The organism is Proteus hauseri (assembly GCF_040139125.1).
Taxonomy (GTDB): Bacteria; Pseudomonadota; Gammaproteobacteria; order Enterobacterales; family Enterobacteriaceae; genus Proteus; species Proteus hauseri_B.
This window is the reverse complement of the sequence record NZ_JBEEUB010000008.1, coordinates 104,368-128,304: the sequence shown is the minus strand read 5'-3', so window position 1 is coordinate 128,304 and position 23,937 is coordinate 104,368. Positions and strand designations below refer to the sequence as shown.

Here is a 23,937-nt window from a genome sequence, read left to right as displayed (position 1 = left end):
CCCCTAATGTTAAAAATATCATGTTAATTTTATTATGATCTGCGAGATAATTGCTGTCGATTATCCCACAAAGCCATCAATAAGCCGATAAGGAAACCTGCGAAATGTGCAGCATTTGCAATTGAGTCACCTAATGCTCCCATCAGACCTGCGACAATCCAAATAAGCGAGAAGATAATGAGTCCTGTCGGTACGCCAATCCCTTTTTCTGGGTAGCGTAAGCCAGTAAAACCAACATAACCAATGAGTGCGTATACTACGCCAGACAACCCGCCAAAATTTGATTCCGTAAACAGAGATTGTGCCCAATTACTAAATAATGCAGAAACCAACATAATGACAAAAAGTTTGCCAGTACCTAATTTTTGTTCCGTTTGGCTCGCGAGATACCACCACATCGCAAGATTGAACGCGATATGAGTGAGTGAGAAATGGACAAATGCTGGGGTGATATAGCGCCAGATCTCTAGATTTAACGTCTCATTGTAAGGCCATGCAAGGTGAAGCATAACCTCGTAGTCACCCGCGACTTGTTGCCAAAGATAAATAAGCACACATAAGATAACAACAAGCACCGTTAAAGGACCTGATTGTTGCACCATACCTTTTAGTGAAAACGATGGGCGATATTTAATTCCCGTATTTTGTGGGTTGCCTGTTTGCCAACTTGCGGCTTGATATCGTGGGTGAAAAGGCTCACGAAGAAATGTTTTTAGTTCTTTTTCAACCAGTTCCAACTGTTGTTGGTCTTCTAACCAAAGGCTGACTTGTTGTTCTTCTACTTGTGTATGAATGCGAACATGTTGAGTCGCCATATAATTAACAAATAGATCAGCAAGTTGAGGGTTAGATAGGGTGATAATGTGGATCATCGGGAAACTCATCTGTAGTTATTGCAGAGAAGTTATCGCTTGTGGAAACTCTCTTCGCCACGCTTCAAAACCACCGTTAATGCTATAAACGGTTTCAAAGCCCATATTAACCAGATATTGTGCGGCACCTTGACTGCTATGGCCGTGGTAACACATTACCATTACCGGAATATCAAAATCAGCACCTTGTAAAAACTGATTTATGGTTTCATTAGTAAGATGAAAAGCACCGGTAGCATGACCAAGTCGGTAACTCTGAGGATCTCTTACATCAACTAAAATAGCTGATTGAGAATCCCAGAATTGATAAGCTTGCTCAATACTGAGAAATTTAAAACTATCCATAATTGTCTTATTTATTATATAGTTAATTTGTTTGTTGTGTTCTGAGCGAGAGAACAGTGTATCTATAATAGCGTCAAATGAGTAAAGATGACGTTACCATTTGTAAATGATAATTTTTATATACAAATCCCCAATGATATCAGTGCAGGTGAGTACCAAAGGGGATTTGAAACTGAGGATCAGTAGTAGGAGTGTTCACCACGTTGGTGTTCAGTTAAGTCTTTCACACCTTTTAATTCATCAGGGAATAGGTTGAGAAGCTCTTTTTCGATACCATCTTTTAAGGTGACATCTATCATTGAACAACCGTTGCAACCACCACCAAATTGTAAGATAGCATAGCCATCTTCAGTGATTTCCATCAGACTAACACGTCCGCCATGACCTGCTAATTGTGGGTTAATTTGCGACTGAAGCACATATTCAACTCGTTCAATTAATGGGGCATCAGCATCAACTTTACGCATTTTTGCGTTAGGTGCTTTAAGGGTTAATTGTGAACCTAGTTGGTCAGTAACGAAGTCGATTTCAGCTTCTTCCAGAAAAGGGGCGCTAATATCGTCAACGTAGGCAGAAATTTTTTCGAACTTAATTTCAGTGTCATTAGGTTCAACAGCATCGGGTGGACAATAAGAGACGCCACATTCAGCATTAGGTGTTCCGGGATTAATAACAAATACGCGGATTTGGGTGTTGGGTTCTTGGTTAGCCAGTAGTTTGGCAAAATGCGCCTGTGCGGCATCAGTAATTGTAATCATATCGTCTTGCTCAATAGTTGACTGTTCTGGTTGGTTATCATACGCCCAATTGGCGGTTAACTACAAGGTTCGACAAATTGCCCATACCTCAACAGAGCGTGCTCCCGCACGAATTAACAACGGCACGATGGCATTGAGTGTCGCACCTGTAGTGATAACATCATCAATCAGTGCCAGATTTTTCCCTGTTACCGACACTGTGTTATTTAATACAAATGCATGGTCTAAATTCTGCTGCCTTTGATGGGCACTCAGATGGCTTTGCACCAGTGTAGCACGAGTTCTTATCAAGGTATCTGGCTGATAAGCACAATTTAACCACATAGCCAAGGGGTTAGCGATAGCTTCTACTTGGTCAAATCCTCGATGCCAACGACGATATCGATGCAAAGGTACACTAATAATTCTATCTGGTTTATGCACGATATTTTCTCGACGATGTGATAACCAGCGTAATAAAAAAAGTCGTGCAAGACATAACGCTATTTGAGGGCGAGGGTGGTATTTATAAAGGTGTAATAATTTATTTAATGGCGGACGATAATCTGTCACTGTCAACATCTGTTGCCAAAGTGGGGAAGATTTTAGACATCGACCACATAGCATCATAGAATGCGTTGAAGGATAAAGACAGGTAGGGCAGCGGTTCTGTTGTGGTGGTAAATGGCGAATACAAATCGAACAAATACCTTTATTATCATAATGTAATGGTTGGCGACATAACCAGCAATATCCTGCTATCGTTATTAGCATAAAGAAAGCCTTAGTAAGAAGAGAAGAGAGCATAACAATGAATAAACTGTATTGGCAGACAATCGGAGAAGGTAAAACGCATCTTGTGCTATTGCATGGGTGGGGCTTGAATGCACAGGTCTGGCAATCATTAATAACGCGACTAAACTCGAATTTTACTTTGCATCTTGTGGATTTACCGGGATATGGACGAAGCCAAGGTTTTCCTGTGTTAACGTTAAAAGAGATGGCTGATGTGGTGTTTGCACAAGCGCCTGAAAATGCGATTTGGTTAGGGTGGTCTTTAGGTGGATTAGTCGCAAGTCGCATTGCTTTAGATAATCCACACCAAGTCGCAGCGTTAGTGACTGTCGCTTCTTCACCTTGTTTTAGTGCTCATCAAGATTGGCCGGGTATTAAACCAGAAGTATTAAAAGGTTTTGAACAGCAGCTCAGTGAGAATTTTCATCGAACAGTTGAACGTTTTTTAGCGCTGCAAACACTAGGTACACAAAGTGCGCGTGAAGATATGCGATCATTAAAATCTGTGGTATTAGAACAACCTTTACCTTCTGTTGATATTCTCAATGGCGGTTTAGAAATTCTTCGCATTGAAGATTTACGTGAAGAATTAAAAACAGTGAGTTGCCCATTTATTCGTTTTTATGGCTATTTAGACGGATTAGTACCAAGAAAAGTCGCGAGTTTATTAGATGAAATGTACCCTAATTCCCCTCGTGTTATTTTCCGTAATGCCGCTCATGCACCTTTTATTTCGCATCCTGATGAGTTTAGTCAGGCGCTAATTAATGCGGTTGAAAATATTCACTAAATAACCCACGAAGGTTATTTTTTATTTGTATACAGCCCTATTATTAGGGCTGTAATTATTTAAACGGTTGTACTTTCTGTACTATTTTCGAGGCGATATGAAGTCTCACAAACAGGCGGGTTTTTAATCGTGTCAAATACCGGGCAAGTGCGTTCAATAAAGGCAATAAAAGCAGCTATCTCTTCTTCGCTATTATCTGCCTGAATAAAGAAGTGTGTTGTGATTTTACTAAAGCCAATTTTGGCATCTTTATTTTTGCCTGTAAAACCATCTGTATCGAGTTCGCCCGTTACTTCAATACGAATATCTTTAAGGTTAATGCGATGCATACGAGCAAAGCTTTTGGCGACAATACCTTTACATGCCCCCAGTGTTCCTAATAGTGCTTCTACTGGATTCATTGCACTATCTTTTCCACCTAATGATGCAGGTTCATCGAGTAACAGCTGAAATTGGCGAGAAGCACATTGCATCTGTAATCCACCTTGTTTGCCACTCGTCACAATAGATGAAAATTCAGTTATCGGCATATCTCATATCCTTGTTGTTATAAATTATTCTCAATATAAATAGACGTCTTTACGTCTAAATTAAAAATAATATTATGCCGTGATAATAAGAAATGTAAATCAGTAAATAGGAAGGTGAAAATGATTCATCTTGGCTCTTTGGGGGAAAGAAAGATAAAAAAATCCCTTACTGCTGTAAGGGATTATATTTTTTGCTAAAAGCTAAGTTGTTTAACTTAATTGATAAAGCTTGGTCTGGCATGCCGTAGATTCAGGACAGCTTTTACAGCTACCACTGAGACACTCTTCGACATCGACTTCATGAAGCTTACCCATCAGAGTGAGTCGCTCTAACATAGCCTGTACCAACGGTTCTGGCACATTTAACTGATGGCTGATAAGGCGAGCATCTGCTCGACCATTAAGTGCGACACAATCACGTACCTGTATCAAACTTGCCATCTTACTTTTCCTTTATCACTTAGTGACAACTACCTTCAGAACAACACGATTTTGCTAATGTCCGTTTGTTACTTAAGTTAATTGTTAGGCGATTACGTGATTTACGCAACAAGATAAAGAGAATTAAGTTAAATATCACCACCGCGGCAATGGTAATACCGCTACTTTGTGGATGTTCGTTAAAGGTTGCCACTTGATAGAACAGTGCAGCCATAGAATAAGCGATATTTAAGCCCCAAAGAATAGAGAATGTCATCCATCCACGGCTAGTTTCTCGAGCAATTGCACCCATAACTGAAACACAAGGAACATAGAGCAGAACGAAAATAAGGTAACTATAAGCGGCAATGCCTGAGCCAAATTTAGCGCCCATTGTGCCCATGGTACCGGTATCCATTTCGCCATCACCTTTGCTCGCTTCAATTGGGTTAGAGAGTGCGGCTAACGTGAAGGTCTCTTTTAAGCTATCCCATGTTTCACCAAAGGCATCACCAATTTCACCCCAAAGGTCAAACGCTTCTGCATCGAAAGGCTCATTGACAATACTTTCAGCGGTATAAAGGGTATTTAATGTACCTACCACCACTTCTTTTGCCATTGCCCCCGTGACTAAACCAACCGTTGCTTGCCAGTTATCACTATGGACACCAATAGGCTGCAGTAATGGAGTGATAACTTTACTGACAGAAGCAAGTGCGGAGTCATTGATGTTATCTGCGGGTTTACCTGAGAAGGTAAAGCTATTTAATGCACCGATAAACATACTGGCGATAATAATGACTTTACCTGCGCGGATAACAAAGCCCTTTAAACGTTGCCATGTTTGCAATAATAACGTTTTAGCATGAGGAACATGGTACACCGGTAACTCCATGACAAATGGAGAGGCTTCACCACGCATAATGGTGTGTTTTAGCAGTAGTCCAGTAAGAATAGCGACTAAAATACCCAAAATGTAGAGTGAGAAAACGACACTTGCACCATTTTTGCCAAAGAATGCGGCAGCAAAAACGGCAAAGATTGCCAAGCGTGCACCACAAGACATAAAGGGTGCCATTAACACAGTGATTAAACGTTCTCTTGGCGCATCTAATGTACGCGCTCCCATAATAGAAGGAACGTTACAACCAAAACCAACAATCAGGGGAACAAAAGATTTACCAGGTAAACCTAATGCTTGCATCAATCTATCCATTACAAAGGCGGCACGAGCCATATAACCGGAGTCTTCAAGAATAGACAAGAAGAGATACATCATGCCGATTTGCGGGACTAATGGGAGAACCGTATTAATACCCCCACCAATACCTTGGGCAAGGAAAATAGTTAGCCACTCAGGGAAGTTAAAGGTTGCACCAATCCATTGAATACCATGAATAAAGATAGCCTCTGAGCCGCCTTCAAATGCAGGCTGTAAAGCACCACCAATATTGATGGCTAAAACGAACATTAAATACATCACAAAGAGGAAAATAGGCACACCTAACCATCTATTTAATATCACTTTATCGATATTTTGTGTGAGTAGATTAGGTTTAATTGCTGCCATATTAATAACAGAATGACAGATGCGCTCAATATTTTGATAACGCGCATCGGCAATCACTAACTCAGCTTCATTATCATGCTCATCTTGAATACGCTGACGAATTACTTTGATATCTTCGGCGGTAATTTGTGCGCGTTGGTGGGTATAAATATCACCTTCTAGGCACTGCAATGCCATCCAACGACGTTGTTGAAGATTAAATTCATCATGATTAATTTTCCCAGCTAATGCCTCTACTTCATTTAATAACCAAATAGGGTATGAAGTAAGAAGTTCTTGGGGTTTTTTCTTTTCAGCAGGAAAACTATCAATAGCTTCTTTGAGTTTATCAATACCAGAAGCTTTTGTTGAAACCATTGGAATAACAGGGCAGCCCAGTTGTTTAGACAGCGCTTCAATATCAATTTGAATATCTTGATGCTCTGCAATATCCAGCATGTTTAATGCCACAATACAAGGGATGCCAAGTTCAAGTAGTTGTAATGTTAGATAAAGATTTCGCTCTAGATTAGAGGCATCAACAACGTTGATTAGCATATCGGCTTCATTGCTAAGAATGAAATGGCAGGCGATTTGCTCGTCTAGGGATGTTTGTTCTGAAATCGTGGTTAATGAGTAAGTACCTGGTAAGTCAACTAACTCAATTTTATGGTTAGTGGTCGTAAAACGGCCCACTTTACGTTCAACTGTTACACCAGCCCAGTTACCCACACGTTGGCGAGAACCGGTTAACTGGTTAAAGAGTGTTGTTTTACCGGCATTAGGATTGCCGATAAGACCAATAGTGAGAGGAGTCATAATTGTGATGCCAATAGTTGCGTTGCCAGAGTGAGTGAGAAATTAACGGTTATTTTTCGTTATGAATTACTTCGCTAAGATTAATCAGAGCGAGATCTTTTTTTCTCAGTATTAAAGATACGCGATGCGTCTCTATCTGAATGGGATCACCAAGTGGCGCGATACGGATAACGTTAAACACTGATCCTGGTAACATCCCCAATGATAACAATTTTTGGCGATAAGCAGGGCTTATCTGGGGTGAGTAGCTCAGGATTTTATAACTATGATTTGGGATTAGAGACATAAGTCGTCCTTCCACCGATGTTGATACAAAAAATAATGATACTGATAATTATTAACGCATGTAAAAAATGATCACACAAGATAATTAAGGTAATTATAATAAATATTTTTAATGCTAATGAGAATTATAATTATCCTTATTGGGTATAATTTAGCCTACTCTATGCTTATCTACTCTTGATTTAAATCAATTCGAGAAAAGATAACCAAGGGAAACTCGGTCTTAAATGTAGAGGGGACATTATCTGTTACTAGAGAAAGAATGAAATGTAACCGTTTTAGGCGGGGATGTAGCAACAAAATAACAATCAATTAATAATATTAACGGGTAATGGCTCTAAAATGGATCGTTATAATAAGAACTCTGCGGGTTTTGCTTTGTAATAAAGTCAAATAGCCCGCATGATCAATAGAGATAATTGAAACGCTAGTGTGTTTGTTGATGACTGAATAATTGATAAATATTACTAGGGGTATAATTATCATCTTGATAAGTAATAACCCAGTCTGTTATCAACGCTATATCAATAGGATAAACTTCCCCTTCTACCATATCTTCAACATAAAATGGCACATTGATTAATTTGGCATACACCGTATTGCCATCGCGAGATTGAGGAATAAACCACATATGCTCGAGCTCTTTCTTTTTTTCATGCTCGCCATAAGGAATGCCAAATTTAATCATAAATTGCCATGGATTGTCGATTTTTTCAGCTCTGTTTTGACCTAGCCATTTTGAGAAAAAATTATTTCTCTTCTCTGCAGGAGGCTGATTATAATTATCAAACAGCGATACAAAATATTCCCAACGAAGTTTGGCTTTTTCAGACATCTCATAGGTTTCTTCATTGGTGCGTAATAGCATCATGGCTTGTTGCTCTTCATAGCCTTTGAAGAACGTTTCTAATACAGGGTTCTCTTCATTGGTGCGAAATAGCATAGAAGACGGGTGCTGATGATATTCATCGCGGTCAGCCATATCGCCTAAAAATATCCCATTAGGTGCATCTTGTGTGTCATAACGCATTTCGGCTAAAGGGCGAAGATGGTCTAGTGGTGTTGATGCATTTATATGACGGATACCTTCTTCATAAGGTAGTGCCACCAGATATTCTAAGCCGGATGATGTTTGCCCACAAAGCATTGGCTCACCAAATTCGATTTGCTGATGATTGATACTGTTATTGACAAAACAGCGGAAAAGATCAGGAATACCATAATAAGATTCAAGCATACTTGGGATGACTAAATCGACCTCGGTTAAACCACAACGCTCTAAACCATGAGTATGAAACCAAAACATTGTGGGGGGATCATTTTCAGTATCATAAACCGCATGAATGACATATAGGCTTTCAACTTCAGGGTAGAGATCTGGCGTCTCTAACTGAAAGCGTATCCATTCTGGTGTTAATGCTTTACCCGCAGCAGATTCATCAAGCGCTAATACTATTTCAGGTGCGATGATATTAAGAAAATTAAGATGGTGAAGATAACTCGCTAAAGGATGCAAAGTATCAGAAAATAGCGTCTCTAATAAAATATCTTGAGTCGTTGCATTAGCATGAGCCAGTAATTCTGGTGTCAGTGTATCTGTTGAGTAAGCCGGGCGGATCTCATAATCAGGATCGCGCTCTAATAAACAAACGAAGAATTTCAGTTCATCGCCATCTTTTTGGCAAGTATAAAAAAAGCCGTCTTCGATATTTTCACTTAAATAGTCAATTTCACCATCCGTATAATCCGCCTGATCTTCTAGACGTTGCTCAATTAAAGCATAGTTTAGTGGCTGTGTAGGGAATGCCACTATACGAGAGGGTGTTTTTTTTCCTTGCCCTGTAGTGATATTTAAGTACTGCTGTTTGTTATCCATATTTTTTATTGCTCGTATATGAAAAATAGGAAATAAGAATATCAGGGTTAGTCAAGAAGAAATAGATGGAGTAATCTTAGCTTTGATGAGTTTATTTAAATCTTCATCAAATACGCCTTTAAAGCGTATTTAAATAATGCTGGCGTCAGAATTTGTTTATCTAAAAAAGAGGATATTATAATAGAAAATATAGATAACCTTGTTACTCATTTTAGAAAGCCATTTTATGGACGACAGGATGCTGAACGTTTAGATACCACGATAGCGTCGGTTCAGTATAAAGCAACGAGCTTGGCGTTTGAATCGCGTTGTGATTTTTTATCTAATGATAATATTTAAATTATACAAATAGAGTATGACAATGTAATTAAAAGTAAACTCACAAAAATTAAAATTTATTTATATGGGAAAGTTATTGCATCGCATAAATAATATATTAATGTTTTTAGTCAATATTAAAATTAATATTAAGTAGAAGTTTGAAATAAGAATAGGATATAGAATTAGATAAAATTATAAAAGCAGCCTGACAGATACTAATGGTTTATCAGTATCTGTCAGATAAAAATCAGTAAGATAAATTACTTACCTTTTAATAACTGCATGATGTCTTCGGTTTTCTCTTCGTCGTCATCATCTTCAAACTCAATACCTAACTCAACCATCAACTCATCAATACGATCAAGTGTTTTCTCAGTATAAGTTTGCTCTTCTGCGGTTAACTTCTCACCACTTTCAAGACGAGACAGTAACTCATCTAAACGAGCATCATTTTCTAACAGCTCTAGCTCTTCTGCTGGAGACAAGCGAACAGGCTCTGCTTTTGCTGGTGCGACTTTCTTCACTGCTTTAGTTGCTTTTGGTTTATCAGCCACAATCAGAGGTACTGGTTTTTTACTGCCAATACGTGGATCTTTAGGCTCTTGAACTTGGTTTTTCTTGGTATCAATGGATTCCTGCTGACGGTTACCAGCAGGATTGCCACGATGTTTCTTTTGACGCTTACGGTCGCGTCCTTCCGCATTTAGCTCTTCACGCGTTTTTCTATGTGCTTTTGCGGCTGGCTTTCTTTTAATCATATTCATAATGGTAACTCGATTTGTGATCTTCTTGGTTGCGCAATCTATCAGAAACTATTTTGCGATAAAAGCGCGAATTTAAGACAATTTAATTTTTGCTCACGTACAATACACGGCTCATTTCACTATACTTTACTGTGTTGTGACATCAATTAACTATAAATTTAAATTTATCAACTTAACTTTTTGTTTATTATGACATTATCATCTGCTCAATTACGCAAACCAGTATATTGGTGGATTATTGGTTATGCGACGTTATGGATTATCGTCAGTTATATGTTCGATCCTACTGTGCCTTATGATGCAGTGGAAGCGGTCAATTGGGGTACTAATGGAGAATGGGGCTCTCCTAAGAATCCATGGTTTGTTGGCTTTTTAATGTGGCCTGCTATCTATGGTGGCATCGATTTTAGCTTTTATTGGTATTTTATCCACTTTATTGTGATTGCCATAGGGTTATTAGGTGTTTGGAACCTGGCTTATCAACTAACAAAAAATCAGCGCTTAGCTTGGTTTGCTATGCTAGGGCTTAATTTATCAGGAATAATTAATTTTGATATTATTCCTTATAATGATAATTATATTTTAGTCGGTTGTTGGGCTTGGGCACTCTATTTCTTTGTTTGTGCTATTAATGAGAGCCCTAAGTCTTGGCTTGGTTTTGCTATCGCCATGGGTATTGCTACCATGGGAAAATACTCTTCGCTGGCGATTATTGGCTCGGTTTTTTTATTAAGTCTATTTGTTCCTAAAGTACGGCAAAGTTATCGTTCACCTTATTTTTATCTTGCGATAGCGATTTGGTTTGCTTTTGTTGTGCCAAATTTTATTTGGTTATGGCATAACGATTTTGCCGCTTTTAAATGGGTCAATTCGCAAATAGATCATCGCTTTAATCTACGCACAGCGCGCGCTGCGCTAACGGTATTTTATCCTGTGATTATTATGTGGGGTATTTTGCATTTATATGGCGGGCGAGTGGGTTGGTCGGCATCTCAAGATAGTCGATTACTCAATTTTATTTTGTTATTTCCATTGGCGATTATTTTTATCTGGTTTAGTTTTAATGACGGTGGTCGAATTACTGAGTGGTTGCAGCCATTTATGTCAGTGGCAACCGCGTTATTTGTAGGCTCAATTACGGTTATGCCAAAGCGTTCATTACGCGGTGCGCTCTATGGTTTAGGCGTGTTTGGCATGTTAGTTTTGTCGGGTTATACCGTAGTACAAGCTGCCAATATGCGCAATGCAGGGCAAAAATTTATTGGCATAAAATCTTTTGTGCAAGAAGTCGAACAAGCTTGGTATCAACGTTATCACACACCGCTATCTTATGTTGGTGGTGAATATCTGCATGAGTGGGTTATATTTTATGGTAAAGACCGACCTCTATCATCACAACCTTGGATATTAGAAGATAATATTCAGCCGCCAAATATTTATAATCGGCATATCACATTACAACAGCTTGAGGATAAAGGGGTTGTATTGATTGCTGAAGCGGGTGATAACTGCACAAAAGCACATTTCGATACAGGATTAATGCATTGGCCAAGTCTACAAATAGCCGCTACTCAAGAAATTTTATTTCGTTCAGAGCCTAGTGCTATTGCTGAGCCAGTATGTATCGCTTTCGTTGCCCCGAAATAAAAAAATGGAGAAAAATCATGCGTTATGCAGATATTCGTATTGAAACGCAGCGACTATTATTACGTCCATTTGAAATGAATGATGCACAATCTTGGTTTCAGATGATGAGTTCACCAGAGTTGACTCGTTATTGGAGCCATCTTCCTTGGCAATCATTGCAAGAAGCAAAAGAAGATATTGTTCAAGATATTACTCATATGGAACGAAAAGAGTATTTACGTTTAGCTGTGATAGATAAAGCCAGCGGTGTAATGCAGGGAATGTGTGTTTTTTTTAATCACTACCCTAACTCGCAACGTGGTGAAGTTGGCTATTGCCTTGATACTCAATATCAAGGTAAAGGCATTATGAAAGAAGCAATGATGGTATTTATTGACTATCTGCAAACTTATTTATCTGTTCGTCGTTTAGAGGCAGATATTCATCCAGATAATAAAGCTTCTGCTGCTTTGCTTGAAAAACTTGGTTTTGAACAAGAGGGATATCTTAAACAACGCTGGGTAGTGGGTGATGAAATTTCTGACTCCGCAGTTTATGGGTTGTTACTTTCTACTAAAGTTAACTAACGAAAATCATTACGCTAAAGTACAAGTGGCACAATGCCATTTGTACTTTATAAGCAATATAAGTAATTATTTGCTCAGAAATGAGGCTTGGTTATGTAAGCTTAATGCTTGGTTTATAGCAAATATTTCACCACGCACTTCTGGAATACCAAAAGATTTTAAACGCGCACTATGTTTTTCTAGATATGATTGAGCGTCTGATGCCGATGTGAAAAGATAGACTCCACCTGCTTTTTGAGCCTTTTTATTTTCAGTCCAAATTTTCCAAATAAAGCCGGGTTCTTGGTTAATCGAGGTTGATAACGCATCCATTGCTTGCGTCATCTCTTCACCCCAAGGACCTTGGTAAGGAAAATCTACCTGTAGAATAACTTGCATAGTGACCTCTTTTATTCATGCAAAACGGCACTTTATTGTGCCGTTCTGTTATTGTCATTCTGATATTGTTAATCGCGATTTAAATTAGAACAGATTTTTTAAATCAATAACATGCGTATCGATCAGGAGTATTTTTAAAATAAACAGTAACGATACAACGACAACACATAGGTTAATTTCTTTCCAGCGGAAAGTCCCGATTTTCATCACACAATAAGCAATAAAGCCAAGTGCGATACCTTCGGTGATTGAGAAACTAAATGGCATCATTACTGCAGTAATAAATGCAGGAACAGACTCCGTTAAATCATCCCATTTCACACGAGTTAGACTGGATGTCATTAATACACCAACATAAATCAATGCACCTGCTGTTGCGTAACTTGGTACCATACCGGCTAATGGCGAAAGGAAAATTGCCAGTAAGAATAAGATGCCGACAACAACCGCAGTTAAGCCAGTACGGCCACCAACAGAAACCCCAGATGTGCTTTCAATAAATGCGGTAACTGAAGAAGTCCCCATTGCAGAGCCTGCAACAGAACTTAAGCTATCAACATAAAGCGCTTGCTTCATGTTAGGAAATTTACCTTTATCATCCGTTAGACCCGCTTTATCAGTGACACCAATTAAAGTGCCTGATGAGTCAAATAAGTTAACCAACATAAAGGCAAAGATAACACCCGATAAACCGATATCTAACGCACCCATAATATCGACTTTACCCACAACGGTGGTAATTGAAGGTGGAAGCGAGAAGATACCTTGATAGTGAACATCGCCTAACAGCAGACCAATTACGGTGGTAATAACGATAGAGATAAGAATTGCCGCATGAATATTACGCGCTGCTAAAATGGCGATAATAAAAAAGCCTAAAGCGCCAAGTAATACGTTATGGGAAGCAAAGTTACCAATAGTAACGATAGTGTCGTTATTAGGAATGATAATACCGGAGTTTTTTAGCCCCATCATGGCAATAAAAAGACCAATACCACTGGTGATACCCACTCGTAAACTCAGTGGAATATGGGCGATTATCCAGTAACGAATACGGAATAGAGTAAGAAGAAATAATCCAACAGCACCCCAGAAAATAGCTCCCATTGCCACTTCCCATGAATAGCCCATTGCACCGACAACCACAAAAGCAAAAAAGGCGTTAAGCCCCATTGCAGGCGCAACAGCTATCGGTAAATTGGCGACTAATCCCATCAAGATACTACCAAATGCAGCTATCAGACAGGTAGTAACAAAGACTGCTTTGATATCCATATTTGCCGCAGCAAGGATTTGAGGGTTAACGAAGATAATATAAACCATCGTTAAGAAAGTGGTGACACCTGCAATAAGCTCTGTGCGGGCTGTAGTGCCATGCTCTTGTAGCTTAAATACACGCTGAAGCAAACCCTGCGATGCAGAATTTGGTGATGACATGCTCATAGACAAAGGATCCCAAAAAAAATGTTTTTCGCTTTATCCTACACAAATAAAGCCAGAACTGCACCTAAAAAAGTAATCGATTGCGTGGGGAGGTTAAGTATTGGATGTAAAAATAAACTAAGATCCTTGATAAGTTAAGTTGGATAAATATGAGGTATTTAATAATGATATCGACATGATGCAATTTCAGTAGAATAAAAAGGCTAAATTTCTTTAGCCTAGTAATGTATTAACCGACACTCTTTTCAATAAATTGTCGTTTTTTAACTGGGAAAATTATTTGCCAAAAAGGGCGCTTCTCTTTTTGGGTTGAAAACCGTTTAGTCACGCTATTGGCAATAATTTCTAACGAAAAACAGAGCACAAAATAGATAAAAGCAACGAATAAGAACACTTCCATTGGGTAGACCATACTGCGGTTATTAACCTGCGTAGCTAAAAATGAAAGTTCACCCACACCAACAACATAAGCCAAAGAGGTATCTTTAATTAAGGCTATCCACTGGTTGATAAAAGAGGGCACCATCATACGTAATGCTTGTGGCAACACGATATACCAAAGCACTTGCCAACGATTAAAACCGAGTGATAATCCAGCCTGCCATTGTCCTTTACCTATTGCCAGAATACCCGCTTTTACACCATGAGCGATATAAGACGAAGTAATTAAGGCTAATGCGCAAATAACCGTGGTAATTTCTGGTATATCCATACCCAATGCCACGGGTAACAAGAAATAGAGCCAAAATATCAACATAATGACGGGAATAGCGCGGAAAAAACCTAAAAATGCAGCAAATAGATTAACCCAAATACCACGAAGCATCGCTAATGCAATACCGCCCAATGTGCCTAAAATAATAGAGGCGATACCCGCAATCAGACTAATAAAAATCGTCAATGCTGCGCCTTCTAAAGGACCATCAGGATAAGCGCCAAACAGAAGGTACTGCCAGTTATCGGCGATAACAGTAAAATCCATCTTAATACCCCTGCGCTAATTTACGTTGCTGGTGCCATTGTCCCCATGCTTCCATCAATGCAATAGCCGCAATATAAAGGATTGTTGCAACACCAAACGCCTCAAAAGTTCGTAGTGATTCTGTTTCTACTTGTCTTGATGCATAAGAGAGCTCTGCAACACCAATTGCCATTGTTAGTGATGAGTTTTTTATCACATTCATATACTGACCTAACAAAGGAGGAAGTGCGATACGAAATGCTTGAGGTAAAATGACATAACGCATTGATTGCCAATGTGTTAATCCGAGTGCCAGAGAAGCATATTTCTGTCCTTGCTTCACACCCTGAATACCCGCACGTAACTCCTCTGCAATAAACGGTGCAGAATAGAATGTCAGCCCAAGAACACCCGCTAGAAACTCAAAAGAAGGCCAAGAGAGTGTAATTCCCAATAATGAGGCTTCATGAGGGGTGTTTAACCACATCATTGCTGTTTGTGGCAAAATTTCGCCAGAAGCAAAATACCAAAAAAACAGTTGTACCAATAATGGTGTATTACGAAACAGTGATGTGTAAACGGCTGCTAACCAGCGTAAAGGCGCTAAAGCGCTATCACGTGCTGCTGTTAGGGCAAAGCCTAACAACGTGGCGATAACAATGGTCCAAAAAGAGATGAGCAAGGTGATTAAAAAACCATTCCATAGCCAGCTTAAATAGTGAGGCTCAAGAAGATAGTGAGTAAGAAATTGCTCAAACATAGTGATTACCTATTGCAGACACCAAACCCCGCTTAAGCGGGGTCGGTGTTTTAATAAAGGAATAACCTTTTTATTGATTAGCTGAGTTATTAACGACTTCTTAGATAATTAAGATTGTGGTGCTTGCTCAGATAACGGTGCAAATTTAAAGTCACCACGTGGTTGTGCTGATTTTGTTTCGGGACCAAACCAACGGTTATAAATCTCGTCAGCTTTACCCTCTTTTTCTAATCTTAATAGGGTGTTATTAATTTCGTTAATTAAGCGATCTTCACCTTTTGCAGCGGCAACCGCTTGGTATTCGCGGGTGATACTAAAAGGGGAAATTTCAAAGTCTGCTTTAATGGCGTCAGGTAAATTAGCTAATAGTCCCACCAGCTTGGCATCGTCTTGGGTAATTGCTTGGACGTTACCATTACGCAGTGCAGCAAAGGCTAACGGTGTGTCATCATAAGAGATAACTTTGGTATCAGGATAACGTTCACGCAGTGTTATCTCTTGTACTGTGCCTTTATCAGCGCCAATACGCAGCGAGTGAATTTGTTCTGGATTAGTTAATACCCCTTTACGTGCAATAAATTTTTGCCCGGTTGCAAAGTAAGGTACGGAGAAATCAACTTGTTTTGCACGCTCATCCGTAATAGTGAAGTTAGCGGCAATTAAATCAATTTTCTTTGAGCTAAGAAGCGGAATGCGGTTTGCTGGATTGGTTGGGCGCAATTCCAGTTTAACACCTAAATCTTTTGCGATTTCATTTGCGATATCTGCATCATAACCAGCAAGTTTTTTAGTTTGTGGGTCAACAAAGCCAAACGGTGGGTTGCTATCAAAAATAGCAATGCGTACCACACCGGTTTTTTTTATGTCATCTAACTTATCTGCTTTTGCAATACCAGAAAAGAGTACAGAGCCTGCAATTAATGCAGTTGCCAGAACACGTAATTTCATTATTCACCCCAGAAAAAGAATTATCATCATCGTTATGTTGAGTATCACGCTATCAAGTTGTCCTAAGTTCATAAAATAATAAAAATTGATATGGATATTCTTTTATGGAATAAGTGTTGAAAAGTGAGAAGGGTAATTTGATTCAAAGTAGCAAAGTGAATGGCTATAAATAAAAAAACAGAGGCTAAAAAGCCTCTGTTGGTAACAGAATAGAGATATTGATTGGATTACTGATTAAGATGATGAATTATCATCATTTCTTGTTAGCATCTTTTCAACTTGGTCACCACCGATATGGCGAAAATCATGACCTTTAACATAGTAGAAAATAAACTCACAAATATTTTGGCAACGGTCACCAATACGTTCAATAGAACGTGCACAAAATAGCGCAGTGAGGACGCTTGGAATTGTACGTGGGTCTTCCATCATATATGTCATTAGCTGGCGTACAATACCTTCATATTCATTATCAATTTTGGCATCTTCACGATAAATACGAACAGCTTCTTCTAAGTCCATACGAGCAAAAGCATCAAGAACATCATGCAACATCTGTACTGCATGTTGACCTAATGATTCTAAGCTTACCAACAGTGGTTGATGCTGATGTGAAAACTTCTCAAGTGCTGTCTGGCAAATTTTTTCAGCTACATCCCCAATACGTTCTAATTCAGCGATAGTTTTTGAAATCGACATAATTAAACGTAAATCACTGGCTGTAGGTTGGCGTTTTGCAATAATGCGGACACAAGCATCATCAATAGCCACCTCCATCATATTGACCTTATGGTCACCTTGAATAACTTCATTTGCCAATGCTTGGTCTTGATTGTGCATCGCCATAATGGCTTTTTTTAGTTGCTCTTCAACTAAACCGCCCATAACCATTAGTTCAGTACGGATATGCTCTAACTCAGCATTAAATTGCCCAGAAATATGCTTGTTGTGATTTAAATTATCCATTTTTCGCCTCGTTATCAGCCATAACGCCCAGTGATGTAATCTTCAGTTTGTTTTTTCGCAGGACGCGTAAATAACGTATCCGTATCGCTAAATTCGATTAATTCGCCTAAATACATAAATGCGGTGTGGTCTGAGCAACGCGCGGCTTGCTGCATGTTATGTGTAACGATAACCACGGTATATTCTGATTTAAGTTCGCTAATAAGTTCTTCAATACGACCTGTAGAAATAGGGTCTAGTGCTGAACAAGGCTCATCAAGTAGCAATACATCAGGGCGAATAGCAATACCTCTTGCGATACATAAGCGCTGTTGTTGACCACCAGACAAACTATATCCACTCTGATGCAGTTTATCTTTTGTTTCGTTCCATAGTGCGGCTTTAGTCAAAGCCCATTGAACTCGCTCATCCATATCAGCACGAGATAATTTCTCAAATAAACGCACACCAAAGGCGATGTTGTCATAAATAGACATTGGGAATGGCGTTGGCTTTTGGAATACCATTCCTACTTTGGCACGTAATAGGGCGATATCTTGCTTGTCTGTCAGAATATTGTTGCCATCTAACAAAATCTCACCTTCTGCACGTTGCTCGCCATAAAGCTCATACATTTTGTTAAAAGTACGCAGTAAGGTTGATTTACCACAGCCTGAAGGCCCGATAAATGCAGTCACTTTATTTTTGGCAATATCTAACGAGATGTTTTTTAGCGCATGGAATTTACCGTAATAGAAGTTCAAGTCGCGAACTTGGATTTTATTTCCTGCGTTATCATTAGCCATAGTCATTAACGTTCTCTCTTACTTAGCTTTGGCGTTAACCATGCTTGCTTTTAGCAAACAGCACGCGCGCAATAATATTGATAAATAGAACACAGAGGGTGATAAGTAATACGCCAGCCCAGGCAAGTTGTTGCCACTCAGCAAACGGACTCATGGCGAACTTAAAGATAGTCACTGGTAAGTTGGCTATCGGTTCGTTTAAATCTGTGCTCCAGAATTGGTTTGATAGTGAAGTAAATAGCAGCGGTGCAGTTTCGCCAGCGATACGCGCTATTGCTAATAAAACACCTGTTATAATGCCTGACACCGAGGCTTTTAACGTGATCTTTGAGATCATCTTCCACTTAGGTGTGCCTAGTGCATAAGCTGCTTCACGTAAGCTATCAGGGACCAACTTCAACATATTCTCAGTGGTACGTATCACGATAGGTATTTGTAGTAGTGCTAATGCCACAATACCTGCCCAACCTGAAAAGTGCTGCATTTGTGCTACAACGATGGTGTAAACAAATAAGCCCACCACAATCGATGGTGCTGACAGTAAAATATCATTAATAAAGCGAGTGATTTCAGCCAGCCATGAACGACGACCATATTCCGCAAGATAGATACCAGCGAGAATACCTAATGGTGTACCGATAACTGTTGCCCATAAAATTAATAGACCACTACCTACGATAGCATTGGCAAGTCCGCCACCTTCTGTATTGGGCGGTGGAGTCATCTCTGTAAACAGTGCCAAAGACATACCATCAAAGCCTTTGGTCACGGTAGAAAATAAAATCCAAACCAGCCAAAAAAGACCAAATGCCATCGTTGAAACGGAAAGGAACAACGCGATACGGTTTTTTTGACGACGCCACAATTGACGTTTACGGCGTGTACGCAATTCACTTTCTGTTTGGCTCTGTAATGAAGCAGGTGATGTTTTAGACATATCAACGCGCTCCTTCACTTTTAGATAAACGCAGTGTCATAAACTTAGATATCGCTAATACAATAAACGTAATGACAAACAGGATAAGACCTAGTTCCATTAACGCTGCGGTATGTAATCCGGTTTCTGCTTCTGCAAACTCATTTGCTAATGCTGAGGTAATGCTGTTACCCGGCATAAAGAGTGAGGCAGAATCTAATTGGTAGGTATTACCGATGATAAAGGTTACCGCCATGGTTTCTCCTAATGCGCGACCTAAACCGAGCATTACGCCACCAATTACCCCATTACGGGTATAAGGCAGAACGATATTCCAAATAACTTCCCATGTTGTACAACCAATACCATAAGCGGATTCTTTCATCATGACTGGAGTCTGTTCAAACACATCACGCATTACGGAGGCGATATAAGGAATTATCATGATTGCCAAAATAACACCAGCAGCCAGAATACCAATACCAAAGGCAGGACCAGAAAAAAGTTCGCCCACAATGGGAATAGAAGATAACACATTGCCCACAGGCTCTTGAAAATAGGTTGCAAATAGCGGCGCAAAGACGAAAAGTCCCCACATACCATAAACAATACTTGGGATGGCGGCTAAAAGCTCAATGGCTATTCCTAATGGTCGTTTTAACCAATTAGGTGCCAATTCGGTTAAGAAAAGTGCGATACCAAAACTCACTGGAACGGCAATGACCAGTGCGATAATGGAGGTGACAATGGTGCCGTAAATAGGAACTAACGCACCGAATTCTTGTGCGGGTGGATCCCACTCTTTTGTCCATAAGAAAGAAAAACCGAATTTTTGAATGCTTGGTAATGAAGCAAAAATGAGTGAAACAATGATACCGGTTAAAAGCAAAAGCGTAATCAACGCAGCTAGTCTAACTAGTGCGCTGAAAATAACGTCCCCTCGTTTACTAGGGGCCTTTATTACCGTTGTGTGCTCGGCCATAAAGCCTCTTTTATTTAGTACCCCCTGTTTTAACAGGGGGTGAACGTTAACTTATTTTTTAATGGTTGCCGTTTTATTAGTAAATTGGCTTACCATTACTGTCTTTGATACTTGTTTTCCATGCTGCTCGAACTTGTTCTACAACTTCTGCTGGCAATACGGCGTAATCAAGGTTTTTCGCTTCCTGATTACCTTTATCGTAAGCCCAGTTGAAGAAATTCAGTACTTCTTTTCCTTTTACTGCATCTTTCTGAGTTTGGTGCACTAAAATGAAGGTAGTTGAGGTAATTGGCCATGCATTTTCACCTTTCTGGTTAGTCAGGTCTTGTGCAAAGCTTTTACTCCAATCAATTTTTCTTGCCGCCGCACTAAAGCTATCTGCGGTAGGTGAGATAATTTCACCATCAGCAGTCACTAATTTAGTGTAAGCAAGGCTGTTTTGTTTTGCATAGGCATATTCAACATAACCAATTGAACCCGGTACACGTTGAACAAAGGCGGCAATACCATCGTTACCTTTTCCACCTAAGCCTGTCGGCCATTTAACCGTAGAGCCTGCGCCAACTTCATCTTTCCATGCGCTATTTACTTTTGATAAGTAGCTGGTGAAAACGAATGAAGTTCCTGAACCATCAGCACGGCGAATAACCGCGATATTTTGGTCTGGCAATGTCACACCAGGGTTCAGTTTAACGATAGCAGGGTCATTCCATTTTTGAATTTTACCCAGATAGATATTACCAACCGTTTCGCCATCTAAGGTGAGCTCACCGGATTTAATGCCCGGAATGTTAACCGCGAGTACAACCCCACCAATTACAGTTGGGAATTGGAATAAGCCATCTGCATTTAATTTGTCATCTGCTAATGGTGCATCTGAAGCACCAAAATCAACAGTATTTGCAATAATCTGTTTTACACCACCAGAGGAGCCAATGCCCTGATAGTTAATTTTGTTACCTGTTTCTTTTTGATAGGAATCTGCCCATTTAGCGTAAACTGGAGCAGGGAACGTTGCGCCAGCACCAGTCAGCGAGGTCGTTGCCTGTGCAGAAAGAGCGGTCATTGAAAACGCAGCGGCAATGACACTAGTCAGGGTGGTACGCATCAGTTTCATAATCCCTCCTGTGGGATAGGTAGAATAACTTCGACATCTATCAACTTCGGTTTCAGTTTCGGTACGCACAGACAATAGGTCAGTTAGATGACAATTAAATGTCTTAATTGTGACAGTTTTATGACAAGAGAAGAAAATGATGAAAAATAGTAAGAAATTAAAGATAAGAGAGGGGGAAAAAATAATAAAAAAGAGAGTCGGTCATTAAAAATGGAGATTAACTATCTTCATCTTCACGCTCTTTTAGTGGAAAGTTGGCTCTGATTAATAATCCGCCCTTGATGCTATCATCAAGTTCAACATAGCCGCCATGAGCATCCATAATGCGACGAATAATTGAAAGCCCTAAACCAGCACCTGTTGTGCTTCTTGCTTGTTCACCTTGTACAAAAGGTTGAAATAAACGTTGTCTATCTTCTGGTGGAATACCAGGACCATCATCCTCTACTTGAAACCATGCAAATTCTTCATTTTGCCCACTAGAAACACTGATCCAACCGTGACCATAACGAGTGGCATTAACAACCATATTGGCAAGTGCTCGTTTAACGGCTATTGGATTAGCGGTGATGTTAATCGGATAAGGATAAAGATGTTCTTCGCTAATTTTGCCTGAGTTAGATTCAGCAGAAAGAACCTCTTGTAACAGACCATTCATATCACACAATTCAAGAGACATCTCTTTCCCTGTACGCATATAGTCTAGGAATTGCCCAATAATGGCATCACAATCTTCAATATCTTTGTTAATAGAGTCCGCAAGATAGCTATCTTCAGGACTCATCATTTCAGTGGCAAGGCGAATTCGTGTTAATGGTGTACGTAAATCGTGGCTCACACCCGCCATCACTAAGGTTCTGTCATTATCTAAAGAGCGAATGCCTGAAGACATCTGATTAAATGCGCGAATAATTGATCGCATTTCTGATGAGCCAGATTCTGGAATTGGGGGTGGAATAACACCTTTACCAATGCGACGAGCGGCATATTCAACTTCATTTAGTGGGCGATTTTGAAAGCGGTTATATAACCAGAAAAAAGCGACAACAATAATAATAAAAATAATGGCTTGGCGATAAACGGGCAGTAAGAAATTTTGCCCTAATTCAGTGAGAGGAACGCGTATCCATAGAGACGGTGAAATATGGGTGTTAATCCATAAAACGGGATATTCCAGCGTGTTCTCAATCCAAATCTCGGTTTCACCATTAAGATATTCAGACATCTGTTGGCTAAGATCGTCGTCTTCTTTAGCCCAATAAAGCCCTTCTTCTAATGCCGCTTCTTTATCAAAAAAGGAGATACCTAATTCGTTGTAGATTTTATTGCGTAGTGCTGGGGAGATTTTAAGCGGAGTACCATCCACTAAAATAAGCTCTTCGGGGATCAAAGTGCGTATTTCATAAGCCAGTACTTTATTAAATTGCTGTAGGCTCGGACCGACAATAAGATGCTGTACAACAATGTAACTGGCTATCAAACTAAAAAAGAGTAGTGAGATAACCAGAAACAGAGAACGTGTAAGCTTATTGTGTGGTGAAAGCCTCAGCCTTCTCATTATGCGCTGGTTCCATCTGGAACAAACACGTAACCCAGTCCCCAAACTGTTTGAATATAACGAGGATGAGTTGGATCTTCTTCAATCATGCGACGTAAGCGAGAAATCTGAACGTCAATAGAACGCTCCATTGCACTGTATTCACGACCACGAGCAAGGCTCATTAGTTTATCACGGGAAAGTGGTTCACGTGGGTGAGATACCAGTACTTTTAGTACCGCAAATTCACCACTTGTTAGAGGCATATGCTCTTCTTCGTGGAACATTTCACGAGTACCTAAATTAAGCTTGAACTTACCAAAAGAGATAATGGCATTATCTTGTGATGGTGCACCCGGTAATTCGTTTGCTTGGCGACGAAGCACTGCACGAATACGAGCAAGTAACTCTCTTGGATTAAATGGTTTTGAAATATAGTCATCAGCACCAATTTCAAGACCAACAATTCTATCTACTTCTTCCCCTTTGGCGGTAACCATAATAATAGGGATAGGGTTATTTTGGCTTCGTAACCGACGACAGATAGATAATCCATCTTCACCAGGAAGCATTAAATCAAGTACGATAAGGTGGATAGATTCGCGAGTTAACAGACGATCCATCTGATCGGCGTTTGCAGCAGTACGGATTTGAAAACCCTGCTCTGTCAAATAGCGCTCTAATAGTGAACGTAGGCGTAAATCATCATCCACGATTAGAACTTTGTAACTTTCTTGCATTTTTTAAGCCCCCGAAGTGCAAATGCTCTTATTAGCGAATTCTATCATCGATAAGAATATTAAACCAAAAACAAAGAATAAATGTTAA

Annotated in this window: 25 protein-coding genes; 3 read left to right on the top strand and 22 right to left on the bottom strand. The window is 39.6% G+C overall.

The window, feature by feature from the left end:
- Window positions 1-32 precede the first annotated feature (32 nt).
- The 4 genes from glpG to gntX form a co-directional block, all read right to left on the bottom strand.
- Complete coding sequence (glpG, locus tag ABN099_RS14010) at window positions 33-872, bottom strand: rhomboid family intramembrane serine protease GlpG (protein WP_349464484.1); 840 nt, start codon at window positions 870-872, stop codon at window positions 33-35.
- An 18-nt stretch (window positions 873-890) separates the two neighbouring features.
- A complete protein-coding gene (glpE, locus tag ABN099_RS14005) occupies window positions 891-1,217 on the bottom strand; it encodes a thiosulfate sulfurtransferase GlpE (protein ID WP_349464483.1) in 327 nt (108 codons plus the stop codon).
- 179 nt (window positions 1,218-1,396) lie between these two features.
- A complete protein-coding gene (gene nfuA / locus ABN099_RS14000) occupies window positions 1,397-1,975 on the bottom strand; it encodes a Fe-S biogenesis protein NfuA (RefSeq protein WP_064718208.1) in 579 nt (192 codons plus the stop codon).
- A 60-nt stretch (window positions 1,976-2,035) separates the two neighbouring features.
- Window positions 2,036-2,728, bottom strand: a complete 693-nt coding sequence (gene gntX / locus ABN099_RS13995; protein WP_349464481.1) for a DNA utilization protein GntX — start codon at window positions 2,726-2,728, stop codon at window positions 2,036-2,038.
- Window positions 2,729-2,765: 37 nt separating this feature from the next.
- On the opposite strand from gntX, the gene bioH reads away from it, so the two are divergent.
- Complete coding sequence (gene bioH, locus ABN099_RS13990) at window positions 2,766-3,539, top strand: pimeloyl-ACP methyl ester esterase BioH (protein ID WP_349464480.1); 774 nt, start codon at window positions 2,766-2,768, stop codon at window positions 3,537-3,539.
- A gap of 59 nt (window positions 3,540-3,598) precedes the next feature.
- Here bioH and ABN099_RS13985 read toward each other — a convergent pair whose 3' ends face one another.
- The 6 genes from ABN099_RS13985 to yihI form a co-directional block, all read right to left on the bottom strand.
- Window positions 3,599-4,069, bottom strand: coding sequence for an OsmC family protein (locus ABN099_RS13985; RefSeq protein WP_349464479.1), 471 nt, complete (start codon window positions 4,067-4,069; stop codon window positions 3,599-3,601).
- Between the two features lie 210 nt (window positions 4,070-4,279).
- The gene (locus tag ABN099_RS13980) at window positions 4,280-4,510 is read right to left on the bottom strand and encodes a FeoC-like transcriptional regulator (RefSeq protein ID WP_349464477.1); all 231 of its coding nucleotides are present in this window, start codon (window positions 4,508-4,510) and stop codon (window positions 4,280-4,282) included.
- Between the two features lie 19 nt (window positions 4,511-4,529).
- Window positions 4,530-6,857: a Fe(2+) transporter permease subunit FeoB gene (gene feoB, locus ABN099_RS13975; RefSeq protein WP_349464476.1), complete on the bottom strand. Its 2,328-nt coding sequence runs from the start codon at window positions 6,855-6,857 to the stop codon at window positions 4,530-4,532.
- Window positions 6,858-6,906: 49 nt separating this feature from the next.
- Window positions 6,907-7,143: a ferrous iron transporter A gene (gene feoA, locus ABN099_RS13970; RefSeq protein WP_349464475.1), complete on the bottom strand. Its 237-nt coding sequence runs from the start codon at window positions 7,141-7,143 to the stop codon at window positions 6,907-6,909.
- Window positions 7,144-7,569: 426 nt separating this feature from the next.
- On the bottom strand, window positions 7,570-9,018 hold the full coding sequence (locus ABN099_RS13965; protein WP_349464474.1) for a DUF4026 domain-containing protein: 1,449 nt from the start codon (window positions 9,016-9,018) through the stop codon (window positions 7,570-7,572).
- A gap of 581 nt (window positions 9,019-9,599) precedes the next feature.
- A complete protein-coding gene (gene yihI / locus ABN099_RS13960; protein WP_349464473.1) occupies window positions 9,600-10,103 on the bottom strand; it encodes a Der GTPase-activating protein YihI in 504 nt (167 codons plus the stop codon).
- A gap of 189 nt (window positions 10,104-10,292) precedes the next feature.
- Between yihI and ABN099_RS13955 the strand changes: the two genes are divergently transcribed.
- Both ABN099_RS13955 and ABN099_RS13950 read left to right on the top strand, forming a co-directional pair.
- The gene (locus ABN099_RS13955; protein ID WP_349464472.1) at window positions 10,293-11,750 is read left to right on the top strand and encodes a glycosyltransferase family 39 protein; all 1,458 of its coding nucleotides are present in this window, start codon (window positions 10,293-10,295) and stop codon (window positions 11,748-11,750) included.
- A gap of 17 nt (window positions 11,751-11,767) precedes the next feature.
- The gene (locus ABN099_RS13950; protein WP_349464471.1) at window positions 11,768-12,316 is read left to right on the top strand and encodes a GNAT family N-acetyltransferase; all 549 of its coding nucleotides are present in this window, start codon (window positions 11,768-11,770) and stop codon (window positions 12,314-12,316) included.
- Between the two features lie 66 nt (window positions 12,317-12,382).
- Here ABN099_RS13950 and ABN099_RS13945 read toward each other — a convergent pair whose 3' ends face one another.
- From ABN099_RS13945 to ompR, 12 genes are all read right to left on the bottom strand, one after another.
- Entirely contained in the window at window positions 12,383-12,694 is a 312-nt protein-coding gene (locus ABN099_RS13945) for a monooxygenase (RefSeq protein ID WP_349464470.1), read from the bottom strand.
- A gap of 84 nt (window positions 12,695-12,778) precedes the next feature.
- Window positions 12,779-14,131: an NCS2 family permease gene (locus ABN099_RS13940; RefSeq protein WP_432807516.1), complete on the bottom strand. Its 1,353-nt coding sequence runs from the start codon at window positions 14,129-14,131 to the stop codon at window positions 12,779-12,781.
- Between the two features lie 235 nt (window positions 14,132-14,366).
- Window positions 14,367-15,119: an amino acid ABC transporter permease gene (locus ABN099_RS13935; protein WP_349464467.1), complete on the bottom strand. Its 753-nt coding sequence runs from the start codon at window positions 15,117-15,119 to the stop codon at window positions 14,367-14,369.
- 1 nt (window position 15,120) lies between these two features.
- Window positions 15,121-15,858 (bottom strand): amino acid ABC transporter permease, encoded by a 738-nt coding sequence (locus ABN099_RS13930; RefSeq protein ID WP_349464465.1) that lies wholly within the window; start codon window positions 15,856-15,858, stop codon window positions 15,121-15,123.
- A gap of 108 nt (window positions 15,859-15,966) precedes the next feature.
- Complete coding sequence (locus ABN099_RS13925; RefSeq protein WP_349464464.1) at window positions 15,967-16,806, bottom strand: ABC transporter substrate-binding protein; 840 nt, start codon at window positions 16,804-16,806, stop codon at window positions 15,967-15,969.
- A gap of 234 nt (window positions 16,807-17,040) precedes the next feature.
- On the bottom strand, window positions 17,041-17,772 hold the full coding sequence (phoU, locus tag ABN099_RS13920; RefSeq protein WP_349464462.1) for a phosphate signaling complex protein PhoU: 732 nt from the start codon (window positions 17,770-17,772) through the stop codon (window positions 17,041-17,043).
- Between the two features lie 14 nt (window positions 17,773-17,786).
- Window positions 17,787-18,563: a phosphate ABC transporter ATP-binding protein PstB gene (pstB, locus tag ABN099_RS13915; RefSeq protein WP_349464460.1), complete on the bottom strand. Its 777-nt coding sequence runs from the start codon at window positions 18,561-18,563 to the stop codon at window positions 17,787-17,789.
- Window positions 18,564-18,591: 28 nt separating this feature from the next.
- The gene (pstA, locus tag ABN099_RS13910) at window positions 18,592-19,494 is read right to left on the bottom strand and encodes a phosphate ABC transporter permease PstA (RefSeq protein ID WP_349464459.1); all 903 of its coding nucleotides are present in this window, start codon (window positions 19,492-19,494) and stop codon (window positions 18,592-18,594) included.
- A 1-nt stretch (window position 19,495) separates the two neighbouring features.
- Window positions 19,496-20,455, bottom strand: coding sequence for a phosphate ABC transporter permease PstC (gene pstC, locus ABN099_RS13905; RefSeq protein WP_349464458.1), 960 nt, complete (start codon window positions 20,453-20,455; stop codon window positions 19,496-19,498).
- A gap of 76 nt (window positions 20,456-20,531) precedes the next feature.
- Window positions 20,532-21,572 (bottom strand): phosphate ABC transporter substrate-binding protein PstS, encoded by a 1,041-nt coding sequence (gene pstS, locus ABN099_RS13900; protein ID WP_349464456.1) that lies wholly within the window; start codon window positions 21,570-21,572, stop codon window positions 20,532-20,534.
- 217 nt (window positions 21,573-21,789) lie between these two features.
- Complete coding sequence (gene envZ / locus ABN099_RS13895; protein ID WP_349464455.1) at window positions 21,790-23,130, bottom strand: two-component system sensor histidine kinase EnvZ; 1,341 nt, start codon at window positions 23,128-23,130, stop codon at window positions 21,790-21,792.
- Window positions 23,130-23,849, bottom strand: coding sequence for an osmolarity response regulator transcription factor OmpR (gene ompR, locus ABN099_RS13890; protein WP_349464454.1), 720 nt, complete (start codon window positions 23,847-23,849; stop codon window positions 23,130-23,132). The genes envZ and ompR overlap by 1 nt, the downstream gene beginning before the upstream one ends.
- Window positions 23,850-23,937 lie beyond the last annotated feature (88 nt).

What these genes read in the sequence shown, in the direction of transcription:
- envZ (WP_349464455.1), bottom strand. Translation starts at nt 23,130, where the DNA reads ATGAGAAGGCTGAGGCTTTCACCACACAATAAGCTTACACGTTCTCTG.
- nfuA (WP_064718208.1), bottom strand. Translation starts at nt 1,975, where the DNA reads ATGATTACAATTACTGATGCCGCACAGGCGCATTTTGCCAAACTACTG.
- ABN099_RS13940 (WP_432807516.1), bottom strand. Translation starts at nt 14,131, where the DNA reads ATGTCATCACCAAATTCTGCATCGCAGGGTTTGCTTCAGCGTGTATTT.
- ABN099_RS13980 (WP_349464477.1), bottom strand. Translation starts at nt 4,510, where the DNA reads ATGGCAAGTTTGATACAGGTACGTGATTGTGTCGCACTTAATGGTCGA.
- glpE (WP_349464483.1), bottom strand. Translation starts at nt 1,217, where the DNA reads ATGGATAGTTTTAAATTTCTCAGTATTGAGCAAGCTTATCAATTCTGG.
- ABN099_RS13930 (WP_349464465.1), bottom strand. Translation starts at nt 15,858, where the DNA reads ATGTTTGAGCAATTTCTTACTCACTATCTTCTTGAGCCTCACTATTTA.
- yihI (WP_349464473.1), bottom strand. Translation starts at nt 10,103, where the DNA reads ATGAATATGATTAAAAGAAAGCCAGCCGCAAAAGCACATAGAAAAACG.
- gntX (WP_349464481.1), bottom strand. Translation starts at nt 2,728, where the DNA reads ATGCTAATAACGATAGCAGGATATTGCTGGTTATGTCGCCAACCATTA.
- pstB (WP_349464460.1), bottom strand. Translation starts at nt 18,563, where the DNA reads ATGACTATGGCTAATGATAACGCAGGAAATAAAATCCAAGTTCGCGAC.
- ABN099_RS13985 (WP_349464479.1), bottom strand. Translation starts at nt 4,069, where the DNA reads ATGCCGATAACTGAATTTTCATCTATTGTGACGAGTGGCAAACAAGGT.
- ABN099_RS13925 (WP_349464464.1), bottom strand. Translation starts at nt 16,806, where the DNA reads ATGAAATTACGTGTTCTGGCAACTGCATTAATTGCAGGCTCTGTACTC.
- feoB (WP_349464476.1), bottom strand. Translation starts at nt 6,857, where the DNA reads ATGACTCCTCTCACTATTGGTCTTATCGGCAATCCTAATGCCGGTAAA.
- ABN099_RS13935 (WP_349464467.1), bottom strand. Translation starts at nt 15,119, where the DNA reads ATGGATTTTACTGTTATCGCCGATAACTGGCAGTACCTTCTGTTTGGC.
- pstA (WP_349464459.1), bottom strand. Translation starts at nt 19,494, where the DNA reads ATGTCTAAAACATCACCTGCTTCATTACAGAGCCAAACAGAAAGTGAA.
- bioH (WP_349464480.1), top strand. Translation starts at nt 2,766, where the DNA reads ATGAATAAACTGTATTGGCAGACAATCGGAGAAGGTAAAACGCATCTT.
- ABN099_RS13965 (WP_349464474.1), bottom strand. Translation starts at nt 9,018, where the DNA reads ATGGATAACAAACAGCAGTACTTAAATATCACTACAGGGCAAGGAAAA.
- ABN099_RS13955 (WP_349464472.1), top strand. Translation starts at nt 10,293, where the DNA reads ATGACATTATCATCTGCTCAATTACGCAAACCAGTATATTGGTGGATT.
- phoU (WP_349464462.1), bottom strand. Translation starts at nt 17,772, where the DNA reads ATGGATAATTTAAATCACAACAAGCATATTTCTGGGCAATTTAATGCT.
- ABN099_RS13945 (WP_349464470.1), bottom strand. Translation starts at nt 12,694, where the DNA reads ATGCAAGTTATTCTACAGGTAGATTTTCCTTACCAAGGTCCTTGGGGT.
- pstS (WP_349464456.1), bottom strand. Translation starts at nt 21,572, where the DNA reads ATGAAACTGATGCGTACCACCCTGACTAGTGTCATTGCCGCTGCGTTT.
- feoA (WP_349464475.1), bottom strand. Translation starts at nt 7,143, where the DNA reads ATGTCTCTAATCCCAAATCATAGTTATAAAATCCTGAGCTACTCACCC.
- pstC (WP_349464458.1), bottom strand. Translation starts at nt 20,455, where the DNA reads ATGGCCGAGCACACAACGGTAATAAAGGCCCCTAGTAAACGAGGGGAC.
- ABN099_RS13950 (WP_349464471.1), top strand. Translation starts at nt 11,768, where the DNA reads ATGCGTTATGCAGATATTCGTATTGAAACGCAGCGACTATTATTACGT.
- ompR (WP_349464454.1), bottom strand. Translation starts at nt 23,849, where the DNA reads ATGCAAGAAAGTTACAAAGTTCTAATCGTGGATGATGATTTACGCCTA.
- glpG (WP_349464484.1), bottom strand. Translation starts at nt 872, where the DNA reads ATGATCCACATTATCACCCTATCTAACCCTCAACTTGCTGATCTATTT.